The sequence below is a fragment of the Aliifodinibius sp. S!AR15-10 genome (assembly GCF_031569985.1).
Classification (GTDB): domain Bacteria; phylum Bacteroidota; class Rhodothermia; order Balneolales; family Balneolaceae; genus JAMQKA01.
The window spans coordinates 148735-169088 of the sequence record NZ_JAMQKA010000004.1 but is presented as its reverse complement, the minus strand read 5'-3'; the positions used below and the strand labels follow the sequence as shown (position 1 = coordinate 169088).

Genomic DNA, 20354 nt, shown 5'->3' with positions numbered 1-20354 from the left:
CTTATGGTTTGATAATTGTGATTTGAAAAAAGGTCGCTTATGAAATTACCGGATATTCGTTCTTGGTTTAGTAAATCGATTCTCCTGTTGGCTCTGTTGGTGTTTGGTACCGCCGAATTTAGTATGGCCCAGTATTTTTCTTTCGGGAAAAACAGGGTGCAATACAATGCTTTTGATTGGCGCTATATTCAGTCAGAACATTTTGATGTCCATTACTACGGGACGCTCAATTACGAATTGGCTGATTTTACGGTGCGTACCCTGGAATCCTCGCTCGAGCAGTTTTCAGAGGACTATAACCACGAAATTGCCGACCGCATTAAAGTCATTATTTACGATTCCCATAACGATTTTTCCCAGACCAATGTGGTAAATCTTCCGACTAACGCAGAGGGCATCGGTGGTGTTACAGATCCCTTTAAAAACCGGATTACAATGCCGTTCAGCGGAAACTACACCGAGTTCCGAAGTACATTACATCATGAGCTCTCGCACGCCGTTTTCAACGATATGTTCTACGGTGGCAGTGTGCAGTCCATCATCAGTAATAACATCCAGCTGGTATTCCCCAATTGGTTTGATGAAGGACTGGCTGAATATGAATCGGTCGGGTGGGATACCAACACCGATATGTGGATACGTGATGCCGTTATTAATAACTATCTGCCCAATATTCCCCAATTGACTGGGTATTTCGCCTATCGCGGTGGTCAGTCTCTCTGGAATTTTATTGTGGAAGAGTATGGACGCGAAAAGATTGGTGAAATCCTGCAGATCATCAAGACTCAACGAAGCATCGAGGCAGGCTTCCAGCGTGCACTCGGGCTTTCCATTGAACAGCTTTCCAACCGATGGAAGGATTTTTACCGAAAGCGATATCTACCTGAGGTAGCAGAACGGGAGGATTTGGACAACTTTGCTACTCTTATTACTGATGGAAACCGAAGTGGCACGTATAATACCAGCCCGGCGATTTCTCCGCAGGGTGACAAGATTGCCATGATTACCAACAAACGCGGTTATTTTGACGTGGTGGTTATCAGTGCTATCACCGGTGAAAAAATTAAGACGCTGATCAAGGGCAACGATAATGTTAACTTCGAGGAGCTGAACATCCTCAATCCCAACCTGAGCTGGTCTCCTGATGGCGAGAAGATAACGCTCTCAGCAAAGTCCAAAGGATCCGATGACCTGGCGATTGTGGATTATCAGACCGGAGAAATCCAGAAAGTAAAGTTTCCCAAGCTCGATGCTATCGGCTCGGTGGCATGGTCGCCCGACGGGAATAAAATTGCATTTGATGGGAATATTGGCCCATACCAGGATATTTTTGTCTATAATATTGAGACCCAGGAGTTTCTGAATATTACCAATGATGTTTTTTCTGACTTTGAACCGGCATGGGACGCTGATTCCAAATCAGTTTATTTCGTATCAACGCGCGGTGATAAAGTAGAGCTGAATAAACACAAGGAAAATCACCGGCTTCTCCTCAGTGACGATCTCTATTCAACGGACATTTATCGTGTGCCATTGGGCAGCTCCCAGGCCACCAGAATGACAAAAACGCCAAACTGGTCGGAGCGACAACCGATCACCACCAGCGATGGTCGGATGGTGTTTATTTCCGATCAAAACGGAATTCCCAATATTTACGAGCTGAATTTACAAGATCGTACCACGGCACCGTTAACGGACCTGCAATCTGGTGTTATGCAGATGTCCCTGAGTCGTGATGGTAGCCGTATGGCAGTAAACTCCATCAATGAAGGGAACCTGGATATCTTTTTGATACGTTCGCCCTTCCTGCGCAAAAAAGACGGTGAGCTGAAGCCAAACCAGTGGGCACAACGCCGCCTGCGGGAATCGGAGGCACAACGAGTGCCCGCTACGCTATACGCCCGGCAAATGTTTGGTACGAAAGCCGATGCAACGGCTGGGGCCGGGGGAGTGGTGATGCCGTCTGATATTGCGGCAACTGAGCAACAGGCTCAAAACCAGCCATCACAGACCGAGGAGGATACTTCAACTTCGCAGGCTAAAGAAAATCAACCGCAAGAAACGCAGCAGGATACGACAAGCGAAGAGGATATCGATTTCCGCAATTATGTTTTTGCCTCAGAAGTGACCGAAGACACCACGTTTGCCAACGAATACCTTAATGCCGAACTGTTCAACCCTGAGGACAACAGGACGGAAGATGGTCGTTATCAGCCACGCGATTACAGGCTTCGGTTCACGACTGATTTTGCTTATGCGGGAGGTAACTTTTCAACGTACTATGGTACCTACGGGTTGACCCAGGTTGTGTTTAGTGACCTGTTGGGAGATCACCAGATCACATTTGGCAGTAACTTGGTATTCGATCTGCGAAACAGTGACTATTTCCTTTCCTACGGTTATTACAAGCAGCGCACGAACTGGCTGTTTAGCTTTTCGCACTCTGCCACCAGTTACCAGACCTTTTCTGGTCAGTTGTACCGGTTTCGAACCATGGGCGGTGGTGTGACAGCACAGTATCCCATAGACAAATTTCGACGGTTGGATATAAGCATGTCCGGTATTTCTATTGCCCGGGATTTTACTATCGTGGGATTTGACCAGTCGAGCAACGAGAGTTCTGCATTCCTCTATCCACAGGCTACATACACAGTGGATAGGACCCTGCCGGGATTTCTGACACCTAGAGGTGGTCATCGGTACGCATTGAGCCTTTCGGGAAGTCCACCCGTAAGCAGCCTGGAGTTTGTATCATTGATGGGTGACTATCGGAAGTACTTGAATCTTGGCTATGGATACAGCGTGGCACTGCGGGGTTCGGGTGCGGTATCCTATGGTGCTGATTCCCAGACTTACTTTATGGGTGGTATGCTCGGATGGATAAACCAGCGTTGGTCCGGAAATTCTATCCCCACCGACAAGCTGGCCGATACGTTCTTTACCATTCCTGCACTACCTCTTCGTGGTCACGAATACAACAGTCTTTATGGGGATAAATTCAGCTTGGTAAACGCGGAGTTTCGGTTCCCGCTTTTTGCAGCGATACTACCGGGGCCGATCCCGATACTGCCGTTGTATAATATGACCGGTGCTGCTTTTATTGATGCCGGTGCTGCCTGGGGACAGGATATCCCGTTAGAGTTGCAGACCCAGCAAGGGGACATTCAGACCAGTCAAATACTGAATGAGGGTAGTCTTGATTTTAAAGTAAGTGAACAGGTTCAATACTATTTCAACCGATCAACGGGGGATTTAACGACAGAATTACCCTCTGATCCAACGGGTTATAGTTCGTTTGAGTCCCTGAATGGTGATATTTTGATTGGGGCCGGGTTTGGTCTGCGCACCATCCTGTTAGGCTTGCCCTTCCGCTACGATGTCGGCTGGCCCTACTATCGTGACGGATTTAGCGGAGATCCAATCCACTACTTCTCAATCGGCATCGATTTCTAAGCTGAGACGAGGTTACTTACAACATTTTCAAAGAAGGCTGTCAGCAATGGCAGCCTTTTTTGTTTTTACAACCTAATAAAACGTCAGTTTATAAATTTGTCATTGTGAGGAATTCAGCGAAATCCAGCGGTAATCTCCTATGCGTAAACAAAAAACGGATGAGGAGATCGCCGGCCGACCGCATCGTTGAGCCAACAATTTAGTAATTCTTATGTTGAACTCAGGTTAAGCCGGGCCTCCTCACGAGGGGTTTTGAATAAGCGCTGGTGAAAATCTCCTCTTTATAAGATTAACGCGCTTACCAAGACTACTATCCCATACATAGTGAGACCAACGTCTCATACTTACCGAGACCATCGTCTCGCAGACCTTGAGACTACTATCTCAGTGTGTATGAGACGACCGTCTCAATTAATTTAGCACCTCCTCTGAAATGCAAAAATATTTAGCGTCAGTTCGAGACAGAACCTGTCATTGCGAAGAGGATTAAGTGACCATCGGGATCCCGAAAACTTTCGGGAGGCAATCTCCCGGCGGGTGAACAGAAAATGGACGGGGAGATCGCCACCTCGACCTCAAGATGGAGTCGGCTACTATCAAAGACGCCTCCTCGCGATGACAGCTATAATTTTTGTGATCCTTATATCGAACTGAGGTTAATAAGGAGTGTTGAACTGTCGATCAAGGATACGTTGATCTCGAGATGCCTTGTTGCGGTACACTTCCCCAGTGTGCTACACCTTCAATAGGAATGGAGACAGGGGAAAAAAGAAACAGAAACCGGCAAAATCTTCAAAAAAAATAAAAATCGATTTGACAGCAGAAAATTGATATATATTTCGTTTCCAGTTTCCAGTTTCCAGTTTCCAGTTTCCAGTTTCCAGTTTCCAGTCAATACACCGTTCGGTCTACCTTGAGCAGCCGATCATAGTGACGTGTTGGATCGCGAAAATAGATTAAGGTGATATACTCCTGGCTTCGGTAGGTAAAGCTTCGGTCAAGCGCCAGGTCATTGATTCTGTTTCCTTCAATGGTAACGTATTTGTAAGCATATTCGCCCTGTTTGATGAATGCTGTGCTTTCCCAGAGGCCAGAGTTCAGGTTAAAACTCATTTTATTAAGCTCATTGATCGTCCAGCTGTTAAAATCACCCACCAAATAAATTTGTTGAAGTGAGTCGCTGGGAACCGCAGTTTCCAATTGAAATTTCACATTGGCATATTCAGCGCTGCGGTCGTCAATGGGCTGGCCGAAACGGGAACCACCAATTGAGGCCGGCGTCGCTGAGAAGTTTTGAACATCGCGCTGAAGGACCAGGTTGGGTGGAGTGAATTCGGGCTGGTAGGATAGAATACGTGCACCATCAGCCGTAAATGACCGGATATCCAGGCTGTTGAATTCATAATCGCCCAGGAAAGCCTCATCCTGTGCAAGGTGAAAATGGACCTGTCCGGGTGTTGAAGTGTCAAAATGTTCAACCTGTTTGGCCCGACCCCAGAACTGGTTTTGCACGTACTGAAATGAAAGGTCAAACTGGGGCATTTCCACAAAATTGGGATAGCGGTATTGACTGAACGGCCGGTCTTGTTCCCTGAGATCTTCACGGCGCGCAAATTCGGTTTCTATTCGGGTTTGAAGCTCACCTTTTTCTTCCGTCACAAAAAAAGGCAGGCTAAACAGCAGATTTCCTGAATCGGGATCACTTACCAAGAGCAGGTAGTTTCCACTCGCAGTCATAGAAAGTTGGCCGTTGGGTAACTCATACTCATAGTGTTGGTAGGAGGGACGCTGCGTGTAGCTTTTTTGACCTGTCCCGAAATAATCTTCATAAAATCCGTCCAGGTAAAAATTGAGCCCCAGTGGACTCTCTTGCCAATCCCTGGAATAATGCCGAACCGTTATTTTAAACTGTTTTGCGACTGAGTCCAGGTAGTCGAATTCCAATATCAACTGTTGATCCTCATCTAGTTTAATGATGGGTGGAGTCCCGGGTGTGCCTTTTCGATAGAGCTGCAAGCTTTGAATGTGGCGTGGCGGAGATACCTGTGGAGCAATGGCAAAGCTATTTTGCAGTGTTGGGGAACTGCCATTTGGGATATCGCCATTTGCCGGCACCGGGGCACATCGCACAGATAAAGAGAGTAGTAAGAGAAAAAAGAGCCGCTTACAGATAGTATTCTCCGGTAAAAACAAAGTGTACCTTTCCTTTTAACTTGATATCGGAATAGGTGTTCGTCGTCGGATTGTATGCGAATTCTACGGAAAGTTTACCACCTTTGGCCTTAACGGTGTATTCACTTTTTGCTTCCCGGTTTTGATGTTGGATGTTGTGCCACACCAGGGCAGAAGCGATGGCACCGGTTCCACAGGCCAGTGTTAAATCTTCTACGCCACGCTCATAAGTTTGAATGCGTAGTTCTTTTTCACCACTCCCATAGATAAAATTCACATTGGTGCCAATAGGCTGAAAATGGTCATGCAGCCGGAAATGACGCCCCTCCTTTCGCAAATCATTTTCATTATTCAGTTTGTCTTCTTTATGCTCTTGCTTCACAACATGCTCGGTTCCGGTATACACCTGGTAGAGTGATTGATCGTCAAGGTTAATTTTTTGGATCTGGGTCTTAATCGGGAATGATACTTCAACCTCGTCATTAGAGCGTACTTTAGCCCGGTAAATATTGTCATGAACATTAAAACGTTGATCAGTATCAAAGCCGGAGCGACTTGCAAACAGGGCAAGACATCTCGCGCCATTACCACACATCCCGGCATCACTGCCGTCCGCATTCCGATAGATCATAGTGTAGTCTAGCCCATCGATCTGGGGATTGCTCAGTACTAAAAGGCCATCTGCACCGATGCCAAACTTCCGATCGCAGAGCTTGGGCGCCATCTGAATGAGATCTTTCATACGGAACTGGTACTGCCGGTTGTCCAGGACGACAAAGTCATTGCCGGCCCCCTGCATTTTTGTAAACTTAATCTTATCTATATTCATATTCATTACTTCTTTAATCTGAAAAAGCCGGTAAATGCTTCCATGATTCTTCTCCGGAAATGGCCGGGTCCAGTCCTCTCATCAGGTTTGCAAACCGGAGGGAGAGGGTCGTATATATTAATTTTGGCTGCACGTACTGGTAAACCATCGGTTTGCACCGGTTGACCTGTTCGATCATCTCTTCAAGCCGTGCTTCTTGAAGTTTTGTACAAAAGCTCTCAATGACCTCCACCTGGTCATAATTGGTCAGCAGCGAGCGGTTTTGTGTCTCGCGATAGACCATGAGGTCCCTGATGAAAATCTCCAGGATGTTTAAAATTGCAATTTGTCCTTCTATGTTATTTTCACTTTGCCACTGTTGAGCGGTATCAATTATTTGAACGGCGTTTTGTACGTATGAATTCCGTAAATATTGAATGATCGCTTCACGGGTAGATTTAAGTGCATTGGCATCGTAAAAACGGGTCATGGCATAGTTACCGCCCGAAATACGCGACAGGTAGCTTGCATCCTTTTCCGGGACACCATCGTAATTGATGAGTGCTTGTGCGATTTCGTTGGTCTTCAACGGTGATAAACGGATCTGCTGGCAGCGAGAGATGATCGTGGGGAGCAGAGCCTCCATATTTTCCGTCGTCAGGATAAAAACCAGATCTTCCGAGGGTTCCTCCAACAATTTCAAAAAAGCGTTGGCTGCTTCTGTGCGCATCTCTTCTATGTTGGGGAGAATTATTACCGTTTTGCGCCCCTCATTCGGTTTTAGGAAAGCCTTGGGTCTGATTTCTTCCCGGAAGTAATCGATGGGATAAAAGGCTCTCAGGTTTTTAGAGCTCTCGTCATCCGTGAGCGAAGGGCGTACCCTGAAATTAACAATTTCGTAGGGATCCTTATTAAGCAGTTCCAGCCGTGGTCGCAGTTCCTGTGCAACGTTGTTATTGCTGACCACACTGGTGGGAAGAGGCAAAAAAAGATGGATATCTGGATGTGGAAACCACGACGACTTTTTTGAAAAAGCCTGACCGTCGAGGTCCGTGAGATTGTCAATCCCGTTTAGGATTTCGGCGAAAGCAAGGGCAAACGCCGTTTTACCGATGCCGGAAGGTCCTGAAAAGAGGTAGGCGTGACTGATTCTTCCCGACCGTACAATGCGCTCCAGGTGTTCCCTGGCAAACTGTTGGCCCACCAGGCGACGGTCGCCGAACGAAAATGTCAGATCTTCATAGTTGATATTCATTCTTCCCAGATGTAGTCAAAAAGTAAAATTCCTGCTGAAATCGTTACCCCTGCATACCCTACAAGTGCCGTCAAGTCGTTCATAAATGAACCTCCGGCTCCCTCGAAAAGAGCCGCCTTTGTGGCACGAATTAAAACCAAAAGTAAGGGAAAAAACAGTGGAATGCTTAAGACCGAAAAAATTGCTCCTTTGCGGTCTGCCTGCGATACTATGGCCGCCAACATCGTGGCCACTCCCGATAGTCCCGCTGTTCCCAAAATCAATGTCAACAATAACGCACCATAGTGCGAAACTGGTATACCGAGCAAAAAAATATAAATAGTAAAGGTGACAAGATTCACAAAAAGGGTGAAGAAAAAATTGAAGACCAGCTTGCCCAGGAAAACCTCGGATGCCCGCCCGTGCAGTCGCAATAAGTCGTATGTCAGGCGTTCGGTTTCCATCACAAATGAACGGGAAAGGCTGGAAAGAGCTGCAAAAAGAATGACAATCCACACGACACCGCTCTTAGGGGTCGGCGGCAGTTGTTCGGCACGCAGGGAGAACAGTATAAGGAGCATTGAGGCGCCAACAAAAGCAAAAACAGTGTTGATAACGTAGCGAGAGCGGAATTCAGTCTTAAGATCCTTGCCGAAAACCGCCCATATTCCTTTTATTTTCTCCATGCCTGAGGATAAGAATTTTACCTAGATTCAAAAAGCGTAGGATAAAGGTTTAATTATTGTATCAAAACATAAACGATGAGTATATTTTACCCCGTAATGAAAATTGTAACGTGTAAGAAAGAAACTGCATGAATATCATCAGCTTGCTGCATACTGAAAATGTGATCCCGAACCTGGAAGCCGAAGATAAACTGGAGGTGTTAAACAAGCTGATTGATTCCCTGCAATCGGAGGTGGGAGACGAAGAGCTCGAAGCGATTCGTAATGCGGTGTTGGAACGAGAAAAAATTATGTCAACTGGTGTTGGCAAAGGGCTTGCCATACCCCATGGAAAAGCGGAAGGCATAAACGACAACCATGCGGCTTTTGCTATCCTGAAAGATCCGATTGATTATGAAGCGGTGGACGACCAACCGGTAAAGATAATTTTTCTGCTGGTGGGGCCTCAATCGAGCAACAGCATGCATATCAAAATGTTGAGTAAAATTTCGCGTTTAATGAATAATACTGAGTTTCGGGATCGGCTGGTAGAATGTGAAACTGCAGAGCAGATCATTGAGACGTTCGGAGAAGAGGAGAAAGCCCATTTCGGGGGATGATTACGCTTTTCCCGTTAAATAAGTACCAAATGGAAAGGATCAATATTTCGTTGAGAATTTTTCTTTTTACAGTTTGTCTGCTATTCTTTAATGCAGGTACCGCTTCCTCTCAGCAGATTCTCCCGGATCTGAAAGCAACAATCAATCAGAGCAGAGCCAACGACGCCTTTTGGTCTATAGCTGTAAAAGATAGCACAGGTCAGCTGCTCGAGGGATATCATCATGACAAGCTGGTGCGACCGGCCTCCAACCTGAAACTTCTTACCTCGGCTGCCATACTTGATCAACTGGGATCTGATTTTCAGTATAACACATACATTTATGGGGTGGGAAGCCAAGAGGGAGAAACCTGGAAAGGAGATCTTATAATCCGTGGTTCTGGTGATCCCTCCATTTCCGGCCGGTTTTACGAAGAGTACCGGTTCCATGTATTTGAGGAATTTGTCAATCAACTGGACTCGCTCGGTATCCGCCGGGTTGAGGGCAATCTCATTGGAAATGATTCGTATTTTGATCAGCAGCCCTATCCCAAAGGATGGAGCTGGGAGGACCTCTCGTTTTATTATGGCGTGGAAATCAGTGCACTTTCCTTCAATAATAACGCCGTGGACCTCGAAGTTTTTGCAGATGGAGAAGTGGGGAGTGCGCCCCGCATCCAGTGGTTTCCCTTTGATACGGACTATGTGGAATTTCTGAACGATCAAACCATAAGCCCGGGCAGCACCGAATACGACGAATTTTATCGGCGCATGCCAGGGACGAACACCATCATGCTTGGGAGCAGGTTGCCAAAAGGTTATTTTGAGGAGGAATCACTGTCAGTCCTGAATGCATCCCACTTTTTTATGGACACTTTCCGAAAATACCTGGAAAAAAGTGGTATCGATATTGCCGGACAGATTATCGTTGACAATCAGCTGAGAGACTGGGACAGCGAGCGATTTCAGGTGCTTGCCGAGCACAGGTCAAAACCCCTGGCAGTGCTTTTGAATGAAGTGAATACCGAAAGCAGCAATTTCTATACGGAGATGATGCTGAAAACGGCGGCGGCCGAAAAGTATGGTACACAGGGCTCCACAGAACTTGGCATCAGCCTGGTGCGGGAATTTGCGCACAGCATGGGCATGGATACGACCGATGTTGAGATGAGCGACGGTTCAGGAATGGCTTCTTCCACACTGCTTACCCCGAATGATCTGACGGAATTCCTGGTCCGGATGCAAGCCCACCCGGAATTTCATAGCTATCAGAAGAGTTTGGCAATAGCGGGTTTCAATGGTACGCTCAAGCATCGCTTCCGTGGGACACCGCTGGAAGATAATGTAAGCGGAAAAACAGGGTATGTCTCCGGTGTGCGCTCACTGAGTGGTTATATGACAAGCTCCTCCGGGCAAAAAGTGATTTTTAGCATTTATACGAACAATTACACGAATAAAACTTCTTATATTGATCGACTTCACCAACAGTTGTTGATGCAGATTTATCAAGCCTATTAGAAATACGATGGCCAAAAATTCCAACATACAGATTCTCGTTACCGACGATGAGAAGAGCATTCGCAGTTCTCTGAGGGATATCCTCGAGTTTGAGGGGTATACCATATTTGAAGCAGAGAGTGGCACTGAAACCCTTCAAAAAGTCAAAGAAAAGCGGATCGACCTTATCCTGCTGGATATTAAGATGCAGGGCATGGACGGGATGGAGGTTCTGAAAAGTATTCGCGATGAGGGCCATGAGTTCCCCGTTATCATGATTTCTGGCCACGGGAATATTGAGATTGCCGTAAAGGCCACCAAGCTCGGGGCGTTCGATTTTATTGAAAAGCCGCCGGATTTGAACCGCCTGCTGGTTAGTGTTCGGAATGCGATAGATCGCCACAACCTGCAGCGAGAAAACCGGAATATACGGTCAAAATTGCCACAGGTCCCCGAAATTATTGGCGAAAGTGATGCGATCAGCAAGATCAAGCAGACCATAGAAAAGGTGGCGCCAACCAATTCACGCGTTCTTATCACCGGCGAAAACGGGACCGGTAAAGAGCTTGTAGCCCGCTGGATTCACGAGAAGAGTAAACGAAGTTCTTCTGCTTTTGTGGATGTCAACTGTGCCGCGATTCCCACAGAACTGCTGGAAAGTGAGCTTTTTGGCCACGAGGAAGGGGCCTTTACAGGGGCTACGAGCCGGCGCATTGGCAAGTTTGAGCAGGCCGACAGGGGCACGCTTTTTATGGATGAAATCGGTGATATGAGCCTTGATGCCCAGGCAAAAGTGCTCCGGGCTCTGCAGGAAAACGCCGTTACCAGGGTGGGCGGTGCAGAAAAGATTGAAGTTGACGTTCGCGTTGTGGCGGCAACAAACAAAGATCTGGTGGATGAGATAAAGGCGGGAAACTTTCGGGAGGACCTATATCACCGTATAAACGTGCTGCCCATCCATGTGCCGCCACTGAGGGAAAGGAGAGAGGATATCCCGATGCTGGCCAAACACTGTCTGAAGAACCTGGCCAAAGATGATATTGTGTTTTCAGGCATTGAATTTTCGGAAGAAGCACTGGAGCAGCTCAAATGTATGCCTTGGTCTGGCAATGTTCGGGAGCTACAGAATGCTGTTGAGCGGCTGGGATTGTTGGTGAGTGATTCAACGATTACGAAAGATGACGTGGAACTTATGGGATCCTCACGCCGAACGAAGCCTGATCAGTCCGATGATCTTGTTATGGACGGCCAGACATTCCAGGATTTCAAAGAAGCCGCAGAACGATTATTTTTGGTGCGAAAACTGGAGGAAAACGACTGGAATATTTCCCAGACGGCTGAAGCTATCGATATACAGCGAAGCCACATGTATACCAAAATGAAGAAGTATAATATTGAGCGATAGCTTTTATGGTTGAGTTTTAATAAGGCTCTCCTGCACATTTTTCCCTCACAAAAATCCAAACTAATATTTTTCAAGTTACTGGTTTAATGTCAGCAAAAATTATAGACGGTAAAAAAGTTGCAGAAATTACGCGTAATGAAGTCAAAAAAGATGTGGAAGACTGGGTCAGTGACGGCCACCGCCCGCCTTTTCTTCAAGTGGTGCTGGTAGGCAGTAACCCCGCCTCCGATGTCTACGTAGGGGCAAAAACCCGGGCTTGCAAAGAGGTCGGCATCGAAACGGATACGATGCGTTTGCCTGATACTATTTCTGCAAAGGAGCTGAAAGCCACCATCAACAAGTTGAACAAGGACGACTCGGTGGATGGGATCCTTACACAACTGCCATTGCCCAACCACTTGTCAGCCCATGATGTAATCGAGTCGATTGACTACCGGAAAGACGTGGATGGATTTCACCCGATGAATGTAGGGCGCCTGACAGTAGGCCAGCCGAGTTTCAGATCCTGCACGCCAGCGGGCATTGTTGAATTGCTCAAATATTACAGCATCGCTACCAAAAGCAAGCACGCTGTTATTATAGGAGCTAGCAATATCGTGGGTCGCCCGATCTCTATTCTCCTGTCGAAAGAGGAGGGAGAAGGCAAGGCCACAACGACCGTCTGCCACAAATACACCAAAGATCTTACTCAACACACAATCTCGGCCGACATATTGATTGTAGCTGCGGGTCAACCCAACCTGGTAAAAGGTGAGATGGTCAAGGAGGGGGTCACCGTTATTGATGTCGGGATTAACCGCGTGGCAGATGAAACTCGTGATAAAGGATATCGGCTGGTGGGTGACTGCCATTTCGAGAGCGTCAAAGAAAAAGCGAGCTGGATAACACCTGTTCCCGGCGGCGTGGGTCCGATGACCGTAGCCATGCTGATGAAAAACACACTGCTTGCGGCCAAAAGTTCGATTTACCCGGATTAAGTTTAGCTTCTACACCGGGTGGCTATATTTGCCCGCCCGGTGGATTTCTAATGAAGCGTTATGTAATTTCTATTCTTTTGTAGTTTTCCTCACCTCTTTTTTAAAGCACCAAAATACCGGTCATAGTAGGAATTAAAATTTTCCTGACATGGGGTGACATAGGGGTGTCATTCATGGTCATTATCCTTATAACAGATTGATAAAATAAAACAAAATGTTAAATGGAGAACACCATGAACGCAGCTGTAAAAAAACAAGAAGTAGTAAACGACACTTTCCAGGTTGAACCTGTACTCCAAAAAGTACTCATCGAGGCGGAGCAGGATCACCAGCAACTCCAGGAGATGTTCCAGCTGATGGGATGGGGCGATCTTCCTGATAAGTTGAAGATTGAGATTAAAGATGATGTTTCTGCCATGATTGATGAACTGCATGGCCAATACTCTTCCTGCGATCCATACGTTCAAAAGCGCCGGCAGAGTGTAACGTACTGGGTGAACTGCTACCAGGATGGCATCTGCTCACTGGGAACCGCCATCCAGGCACTCAAAGTCCGAAAGCTATAGAGGTCGGTAGTAGTGAGGGGGACCTGCGTACCGCGAACTTCAGCTAGCTATGCCTGAGTTGGAGTAACCGGATTGGTAGGGGAATTTTAACTTTTATCTCGTTCAATACCTCCGGTGCGGAACGTTCTGTGCCCACCTCTGGTGGGTCACTGTACAACTGTCTTCCAATTTTTAGGATTAGGAGTTATCATACCCACTAGCAGTGACAAAAACGTAATTCGAAGCGCTGCTTCGAAACCCATCGCGAAGCAGCGCTTCCGTTACACAGCTTTCCTCCAATGATGCCTATACCTCCTTAATGTTCTCTCGACGAGGGCACCGGGATAATAGATAGAGGCGTACGCTGCCAGTGTAGACTAAAAGAAAAATTACTGCTAATGAGTTTCTAAAACCTTGTTACTACGCATCACGCATTACGTATCATTGATCGAGTCGCTCAACACGCAAATATATTAGGATTTAAAATGCGAGATAAATCTCGCAATACATAAAGAGAAAATCCTAATATTGCTCGTCTCACGTCTGCCATCTCACTTTTCACGTAGCAGGTTACAAAAAAATAATTCCGGTTTGGTTACGCACTTCGTTGGCAAATTTTTTATCTTTGCCCAAATCAAAAACAAAATCCTGCGATCCCGACTCAGCTATGAACAATTCCTCTCCATTTGATCGGATTTCACGGCAAGGCCTAACCTATGACGATGTGCTGTTAGTGCCAGCATATTCTGAGACTCTACCACGAAATGTGGATACCAGCTCACAACTGACACCCAATCTCAAACTGAATGTGCCCGTTATCAGTGCGGCGATGGATACTGTTTCAGAATATCGCCTGGCTATAGCGCTGGCAAGAGAAGGGGGCATTGCGATGCTCCACAAAAATATGAGTATCGAGGACCAGGCCGACCAGGTGCGCATGGTGAAACGCAGCGAAAGCGGCATGATCGTCGACCCGGTGACACTGCCGGAAACAGCCACCGTTCGCGAAGCGCGATCACTAATGAAAAAGCACAAAATCGGTGGGATCCCGATCGTGGAAGATGATAATACGCTGATTGGCATTGTGACTAATCGAGACCTGCGGTTTGAACATTTTGTAGACAAGCCGCTCGATACCATCATGACGAAGGATAACCTGATTACGGCGCGGGAGGGAACCACGCTTGAGGAAGCCGAAGAGATTCTGCAGGAGCACAAGGTGGAAAAACTTCCGATTGTAGATGAGAATATGAAGCTGGTGGGACTGATTACCTTCAAGGATATTGAGAAGAAGATGAACTTTCCAAACGCCTGTAAAGATGATATGGGGCGGCTGCGGGTTGGTGCCGCGGTTGGTGTCACCCCAGATACGATGGATCGCGTGAAGGCACTTGTCGATTCCGGAGTGGATATAATTACGGTGGATACCGCTCACGGTCACTCTGAGGGAGTGCTGGGCAAAATTCGTGAAATTAAAGATGCGTTCCCTGAGCTTGAGCTGATTGCCGGCAACATCGCCACCAAAGGTGGAGCTAAAGCACTTGTCGAAGCCGGGGCTGATGTAGTGAAAGTGGGTGTTGGACCAGGTTCAATCTGTACGACCCGTGTTGTTACAGGGGTGGGGGTGCCCCAGCTGAGTGCCATCCTTGAAGTATCTGAATATACCAGAGAAGCCGGAGTAGGACTTATTGCCGATGGAGGTATCAAGCAGACGGGAGATATTGCCAAGGCGATCGCCGGCGGTGCCCATGCCGTTATGATGGGCTCCATGTTTGCCGGCGTGGATGAAAGTCCCGGTGAGACGGTAATTTATGAGTCTCGCAAGTACAAGTCTTATCGCGGAATGGGAAGCATTGGTGCGATGGAGAAAGGCTCTAAGGATCGCTACTTCCAGGATGTGGAAGATGATATTAAGAAACTGGTTCCGGAAGGCATAGAAGGACGCGTGCCCTATAAAGGCTATCTCTCTGAAGTGGTCTACCAGATGACCGGCGGACTCCGTGCTGCAATGGGCTACTGCGGTGCAGCGACAGTTAAGGAGCTTCAGACCGCGGAATTTGTCCAGATATCATCGGCCAGCTACAAAGAGAGCCACCCACATTCGGTGCAGATCACCAAAGAAGCCCCCAACTACTCGGTAAGCTGATTTGAGCGTATTCCCAGCTTTAGCTCGCTGCTTGTAGTAAAAGTGCAGAAACTCTTTGTGCGCAGGTAAAATTTTTCATTGCCTCCCTTCGGTAATAAAAGAGAGATTTTTGCTAAAGAGCTGACGATCTATTACCATTAGTTTGTCAATAAAAAGCCACTCTTGTTCTTTTTAAAAACCAGGGATAGAATGTTCATGAAAGCGTTTCTAAAAACTACTGTTACTGTTCTGGTGGGATTGTTTGCTATTTCATCTCTGCAGGCCCAGCCGAAGAATATCATTTTCATTTTAAGTGATGACCACCGGTATGATTATATGGGATTTCACCCCGATAGCCCGGATTTCCTGCAAACACCGGGCATGGACCGGATGGCCGCGGAAGGGGCTCATCTTGCCAATGCTTTTGTTACAACATCACTTTGTTCTCCGAGCCGGGCCTCTATATTGACGGGTCAGTATGCCTTCAGGCATGGAGCGGTCGATAACTCTAACCCGATGAAAGAGGGAACTCAATTTTTCCCCGAGCAACTCCAAAATGAAGGGTATGAAACCGGTTTTTTTGGAAAATGGCACATCGGGGAAGCCAGCGATGATCCCCAGCACGGTTTTGACAAGTGGGTGAGCTTCCGGGGACAAGGCGTATACTACGATCCTATGCTGAATATCGATGGAGAGCGACAGCGGGTGGACGGCTATATATCCGACCTGTTGACTGATTATGCGATCGACTGGATCCAGAAAGAACGAGATCAGGACAAACCTTTTTTTGCGTATATATCTCACAAGGCTGTGCATGCCGAGTTCTATCCTGCAGAGCGCCATGATGGAAAATATGCTGATGCCCAAATTCCAAAGCCCCAGTCTATGAAGAATATTGAATCGAATTACGAGGGTAAGCCCGACTGGGTTCGCGAGCAGCGTTTTAGCTGGCACGGGGTAGACTACATGTACCACAACCGGGATGACCACCCGCAAACCCTGGATGAGATTATTACCGAATACAGCGAGAGCCTGATGGGCGTTGATGACAGTATCACTCGTGTGTTGGATTATCTTGAAAAAGAGGGACTGGCTGAAAACACACTGGTCATTTACATGGGAGATAACGGCTTCATGCTTGGTGAACACGGCCTAATTGACAAACGGCAGGCGTACGAAGAGTCCATGCGCGTTCCAATGATTGCCTGGGCTCCGGGACTCATCGAGCCGGGAACAACAATTGATGAAAATGTGCTGAATATCGATGTGGGGCCCACATTCCTCGATCTGGCTGGAGGCAGCATGCCGCAGGGTCATACCGTTGACGGGCAGTCTTTCCTCCCGATACTGGAAAATGGAAGTGCAGACAATTGGCGAAATACGTTCACTTATCAATATTTTTGGGAACACGCCTTCCCCCACACTCCGACGACCTATGCCATTCGCGGCGACCGCTACAAGTATATTTACTACCACGGGGTGTGGGATAAAAATGAGCTTTACGATTTGAAAACCGATCCCAATGAGATGCACAACCTGATTGATGTTCCATCTCAACAGGACAGGATAGCTGATATGAAAAAACAGATGTTCGACTTTTTTGAAGCCAATGGAGCCACAAATGTTCGTTTTAGGCGACCACCGGCATTCCAGGCCGACGAACGCGAAATACATCCAGACTAGATTTATTTAATTCGTTTAGCTGTTGGAAGAAGTTCGAGTTAACAGAACTTATCAGGGATGATTGAATATTTTTGAGAGGATAATCTGATAATTTCAACTGCTAAACTTGCCACCGGTTATTAACAATTAACGGATTGAGGGAATAGTGAAAGGATCTGTATTCCGTTTTTATTTCTGTGCATTTACGCTTGTATTTCTATTATCACCGGCAATTTTATTTGCCAGTGATGTGCAGGAAGAACGACCAAATATCCTGCTTATCCTTACCGATGAGCAGGGCTATCATGATGTGTCCTATTATGGAACCAAAGATATCCGAACGCCCAACATAGATCAGTTGGTTTCGTCAGGAATGCGTTTTGATAATTTTTATGCCAATAGCTCGGTCTGTTCGCCCACTCGTGCCGCTCTCTTGTCGGGTCGATACCAGGATTTTGTGGGAGTTCCTGGAGTAATACGTACAAATCCGGATAACAGCTGGGGATACCTCCACCCGGAGGTGACACTGATGCCATCAGTTTTGCAGCAGAACGGCTACCACACTGCGCTGGTAGGAAAATGGCATTTGGGGTTGGAATCACCAAATATACCGAACGAACGGGGGTTCGATCATTTTCATGGCTGGCTGGGGGATATGATGGACGACTACTGGTCGCACCGCCGCCATGGAATTAATTATATGCGATTAAACAAGAAAAAGATCGATCCGGAAGGCCATGCCACTGACCTGTTTACTGACTGGTCGATAGATTACATTAATGATCGTGCCAATAAAGAAGCCCCCCCTTCTTTTTATACCTGGCATATAATGCCCCGCATTTTCCTGTACAACCACCGGAGGAATGGCTGGAAAAAGTGAAGGACCGAGAACCTGGAATCGATGAAACGAGAGCTGAACTTGTAGCTTTCATAGAACATATGGATGCAGGAATAGGGCAGGTACTGCAAACACTAGAGGATACCGGTCAATATAAAAATACCATCATAATATTTACCAGTGACAATGGTGGTCACGGTCCAAGTATGGCCAATAATGGTCCTGTAAGAGGTGCTAAGCAAAGTATGTATGAGGGAGGATTGAGAGTACCCGCTGGAATTACATGGCCCAAGCATGTTCAACCGGGAAGCAGCACCGACCGAGTGGCCCTCACCATGGATATTTTTCCAACTCTGCTTGATGTAATCGATATTAGTTATAATGGCCCGCTTGAGGGAGAAAGTTTTTTGCCTACACTTTTGGGAAAAGAACAGCCTGAAAGAGATGATCCCCTGTATTTCTCCAGGAGAGAAGGGGGAACCAGGTATGGCGGACTAACCATACAAGCGGTAAGAATGGGCGATTGGAAATTAGTGCAAAACAGCCCTTTCAATTCACAGGAGCTTTATAACCTGCAGAAAGACCCGATGGAACAGAACGATCTAATTGAAGAATATCCCAAAAAGTACCAAGAGCTAAATTCAATAATGATGAAATTTATCCAAAAGGGCGGGGCGGTCCCTTGGCAAAAATCAAGTTATTAATAGAAATTTTTTCGACAATAAGTAGTTGAAGCAAGCTGAACAAAAGAAGTGTAATGAAATAAGGATTACGGAACTACAAACAGGGTCTAATCGATGTATAAAAAATGTATCTTCGTACTGGTAGTGATAGCATCAGCTCTTGTTTTAAATGTAGATGTCATGGCACAAAATGACGGTAGCGATCGTCCAAATATCGTTATCATATTTACTGATGACATGGGGTATGGTGATGCAGGCGTCTATGGTCATCCAACAATACGGACGCCCAACCTTGACCGGATGGCTGAGGAAGGGATGAAATTTACCCAGTTTTATACTGCTGCTTCTGTCTGTACCCCGAGCCGTGCCGGACTTTTGACGGGACGTCTGCCAGTGCGTAGTGGGATGATGAGCGAAGAATTCCGTGTTCTTTTCCCGTTTTCAGCAAAAGGGATACCACCAGAAGAAGTGACGATAGCGGAAGCTCTGAAAGAGCAAGGTTATACAACAGCCGCAGTTGGTAAATGGCATCTCGGACACGAAACACCCTACCTGCCAACGGACAACGGTTTTGACAGCTACTTCGGGATTCCATACAGCAATGACATGGATAACAAAGCCTGGCAGCCAGTTCCGTTGATGAGGAATAAAGAAATTATAGAACAACCGGCCGAGCAGCGCACCCTTACACCCAGGTATACGGAAGAATCCCTGAAGTTTATCCGCGAGAATAAAGATAAACCGTTTTTCTTGTACCTCGCTCATACCTTCCCTCACGTGCCACTGTATGCTTCAGAGGACTTTCGGGGAACCAGCACTCGTGGTCTTTATGGGGATGTGATAGAAGAGATCGACTGGAGTACCGGGCAGATTATGGACGAACTGGAACAACTGGGACTTGCGGAAAATACCTTTGTATTCTTTACCAGTGACAATGGTCCGTGGCTGACTATGGATCAAAATGGAGGATCTGCCGGATTGCTACGGGATGGAAAAGGTACCACATGGGAAGGAGGAATGCGGGTTCCTGCCTTGGCATGGTGGCCTGGAACAATTTCTTCAGGACAAGTTACCCAGGCGTTAGGAACCACTATGGACCTGTTTAGCACATCCTTAGCCCTGGCGGGTGCCGAGCAACCCGATGATCGTGTAATCGATGGTGTAAATTTGATGCCTGTGCTAACTGGCAAGCAAGAAAATGTTCGGGATGTCGTATTCTATTACCGATCAGAAAAGCTGTTTGCGGTTCGCAAAGGTCCCTGGAAAGCACATTTTATAACACAGTCGGCTTATGTCGGGGACAAACCTGTCTCTCACGACCCACCGCAGTTGTACAATTTGGAAGAGGATCCCTCTGAAAAATACAACCTTGCACAGAAACATCCGGAAGTGATATCAGAGATTATGGATCTAGTTAAGAAACATGAAAAGAATCTTGTTCGAGGTGAAGACCAGTTGGCCCCGGTTAGAGAGGGAGCTACAGTGCCGTGGAGAGACTAGGTAACCTGTGTGGTATTTGGTATTGTAAGTTCCATACTGGATTTTTCCATGAAATTATTGTCGCAAATGGCAAGAAACAAAGTGCCACATAAAATGTATGTGTCCATCTCATATCTATGCAGCTTTATGTCTGTGAAATAGATCTAGGTGACACAATAGATACAATCCATTGACGAATAACAAATAACGAAG

The 20354-nt window shown here is 46.8% G+C and carries 13 protein-coding genes and 1 pseudogene; 10 read left to right on the top strand and 4 right to left on the bottom strand.

The features are described 5' to 3' along the window. Positions 1–39 precede the first annotated feature (39 nt). Positions 40–3453, top strand: coding sequence for a peptidase MA family metallohydrolase (locus NC796_RS04600; RefSeq protein ID WP_310682531.1), 3414 nt, complete (start codon positions 40–42; stop codon positions 3451–3453). Between the two features lie 891 nt (positions 3454–4344). Here NC796_RS04600 and NC796_RS04595 read toward each other — a convergent pair. Genes NC796_RS04595 through NC796_RS04580 form a run of 4 tightly spaced genes read right to left on the bottom strand, consistent with a single transcriptional unit; the run spans position 4345 to position 8353 of the window. Continuing rightward, on the bottom strand, positions 4345–5646 hold the full coding sequence (locus tag NC796_RS04595; RefSeq protein ID WP_310682529.1) for a type IX secretion system plug protein domain-containing protein: 1302 nt from the start codon (positions 5644–5646) through the stop codon (positions 4345–4347). After that, positions 5618–6454, bottom strand: a complete 837-nt coding sequence (dapF, locus tag NC796_RS04590) for a diaminopimelate epimerase (protein WP_310682527.1) — start codon at positions 6452–6454, stop codon at positions 5618–5620. The genes NC796_RS04595 and dapF overlap by 29 nt, the downstream gene beginning before the upstream one ends. Before the next feature lie 13 nt (positions 6455–6467). Continuing rightward, the gene (locus NC796_RS04585; protein WP_310682525.1) at positions 6468–7688 is read right to left on the bottom strand and encodes a DNA polymerase III subunit delta' C-terminal domain-containing protein; all 1221 of its coding nucleotides are present in this window, start codon (positions 7686–7688) and stop codon (positions 6468–6470) included. Further along, positions 7685–8353, bottom strand: coding sequence for a heme exporter protein CcmB (locus NC796_RS04580; RefSeq protein WP_310682523.1), 669 nt, complete (start codon positions 8351–8353; stop codon positions 7685–7687). Before NC796_RS04580 ends, NC796_RS04585 begins: the two co-directional genes overlap by 4 nt. Positions 8354–8481: 128 nt before the next feature. Between NC796_RS04580 and NC796_RS04575 the strand changes: the two genes are divergently transcribed. The 9 genes and pseudogenes from NC796_RS04575 (at position 8482) to NC796_RS04530 (ending at position 20162) form a co-directional block, all read left to right on the top strand. Further along, positions 8482–8952 carry a PTS sugar transporter subunit IIA gene (locus NC796_RS04575; protein ID WP_310682521.1) on the top strand — a complete coding sequence of 157 codons (471 nt, stop codon included), beginning with the start codon at positions 8482–8484 and terminating at the stop codon, positions 8950–8952. 29 nt (positions 8953–8981) lie between these two features. Beyond that, the gene (gene dacB, locus NC796_RS04570; RefSeq protein WP_310682519.1) at positions 8982–10448 is read left to right on the top strand and encodes a D-alanyl-D-alanine carboxypeptidase/D-alanyl-D-alanine-endopeptidase; all 1467 of its coding nucleotides are present in this window, start codon (positions 8982–8984) and stop codon (positions 10446–10448) included. A 7-nt stretch (positions 10449–10455) separates the two neighbouring features. Next, entirely contained in the window at positions 10456–11832 is a 1377-nt protein-coding gene (locus NC796_RS04565; RefSeq protein ID WP_310682517.1) for a sigma-54 dependent transcriptional regulator, read from the top strand. Between the two features lie 86 nt (positions 11833–11918). Next, positions 11919–12809: a bifunctional methylenetetrahydrofolate dehydrogenase/methenyltetrahydrofolate cyclohydrolase FolD gene (gene folD, locus NC796_RS04560; RefSeq protein WP_310682516.1), complete on the top strand. Its 891-nt coding sequence runs from the start codon at positions 11919–11921 to the stop codon at positions 12807–12809. Positions 12810–13042: 233 nt separating this feature from the next. Next, positions 13043–13375, top strand: a complete 333-nt coding sequence (locus NC796_RS04555) for a hypothetical protein (protein ID WP_310682515.1) — start codon at positions 13043–13045, stop codon at positions 13373–13375. Positions 13376–14021: 646 nt separating this feature from the next. Further along, a complete protein-coding gene (guaB, locus tag NC796_RS04550) occupies positions 14022–15500 on the top strand; it encodes an IMP dehydrogenase (protein ID WP_409070353.1) in 1479 nt (492 codons plus the stop codon). A 189-nt stretch (positions 15501–15689) separates the two neighbouring features. Then, complete coding sequence (locus NC796_RS04545) at positions 15690–17162, top strand: sulfatase (protein WP_310682512.1); 1473 nt, start codon at positions 15690–15692, stop codon at positions 17160–17162. 145 nt (positions 17163–17307) lie between these two features. Next, positions 17308–18683: pseudogene (locus NC796_RS26780) on the top strand (sulfatase). Between the two features lie 93 nt (positions 18684–18776). Next, complete coding sequence (locus NC796_RS04530) at positions 18777–20162, top strand: sulfatase (protein ID WP_310682508.1); 1386 nt, start codon at positions 18777–18779, stop codon at positions 20160–20162. Positions 20163–20354: the final 192 nt, after the last annotated feature.

Coding starts and splice junctions, on each gene's coding strand:
- NC796_RS04565 (WP_310682517.1), top strand. CDS start 10,456: ATGGCCAAAAATTCCAACATACAGATTCTCGTTACCGACGATGAGAAG.
- guaB (WP_409070353.1), top strand. CDS start 14,022: ATGAACAATTCCTCTCCATTTGATCGGATTTCACGGCAAGGCCTAACC.
- NC796_RS04585 (WP_310682525.1), bottom strand. CDS start 7,688: ATGAATATCAACTATGAAGATCTGACATTTTCGTTCGGCGACCGTCGC.
- NC796_RS04555 (WP_310682515.1), top strand. CDS start 13,043: ATGAACGCAGCTGTAAAAAAACAAGAAGTAGTAAACGACACTTTCCAG.
- NC796_RS04530 (WP_310682508.1), top strand. CDS start 18,777: ATGTATAAAAAATGTATCTTCGTACTGGTAGTGATAGCATCAGCTCTT.
- NC796_RS04575 (WP_310682521.1), top strand. CDS start 8,482: ATGAATATCATCAGCTTGCTGCATACTGAAAATGTGATCCCGAACCTG.
- NC796_RS04600 (WP_310682531.1), top strand. CDS start 40: ATGAAATTACCGGATATTCGTTCTTGGTTTAGTAAATCGATTCTCCTG.
- NC796_RS04580 (WP_310682523.1), bottom strand. CDS start 8,353: ATGGAGAAAATAAAAGGAATATGGGCGGTTTTCGGCAAGGATCTTAAG.
- folD (WP_310682516.1), top strand. CDS start 11,919: ATGTCAGCAAAAATTATAGACGGTAAAAAAGTTGCAGAAATTACGCGT.
- NC796_RS04545 (WP_310682512.1), top strand. CDS start 15,690: ATGTTCATGAAAGCGTTTCTAAAAACTACTGTTACTGTTCTGGTGGGA.
- dacB (WP_310682519.1), top strand. CDS start 8,982: ATGGAAAGGATCAATATTTCGTTGAGAATTTTTCTTTTTACAGTTTGT.
- dapF (WP_310682527.1), bottom strand. CDS start 6,454: ATGAATATAGATAAGATTAAGTTTACAAAAATGCAGGGGGCCGGCAAT.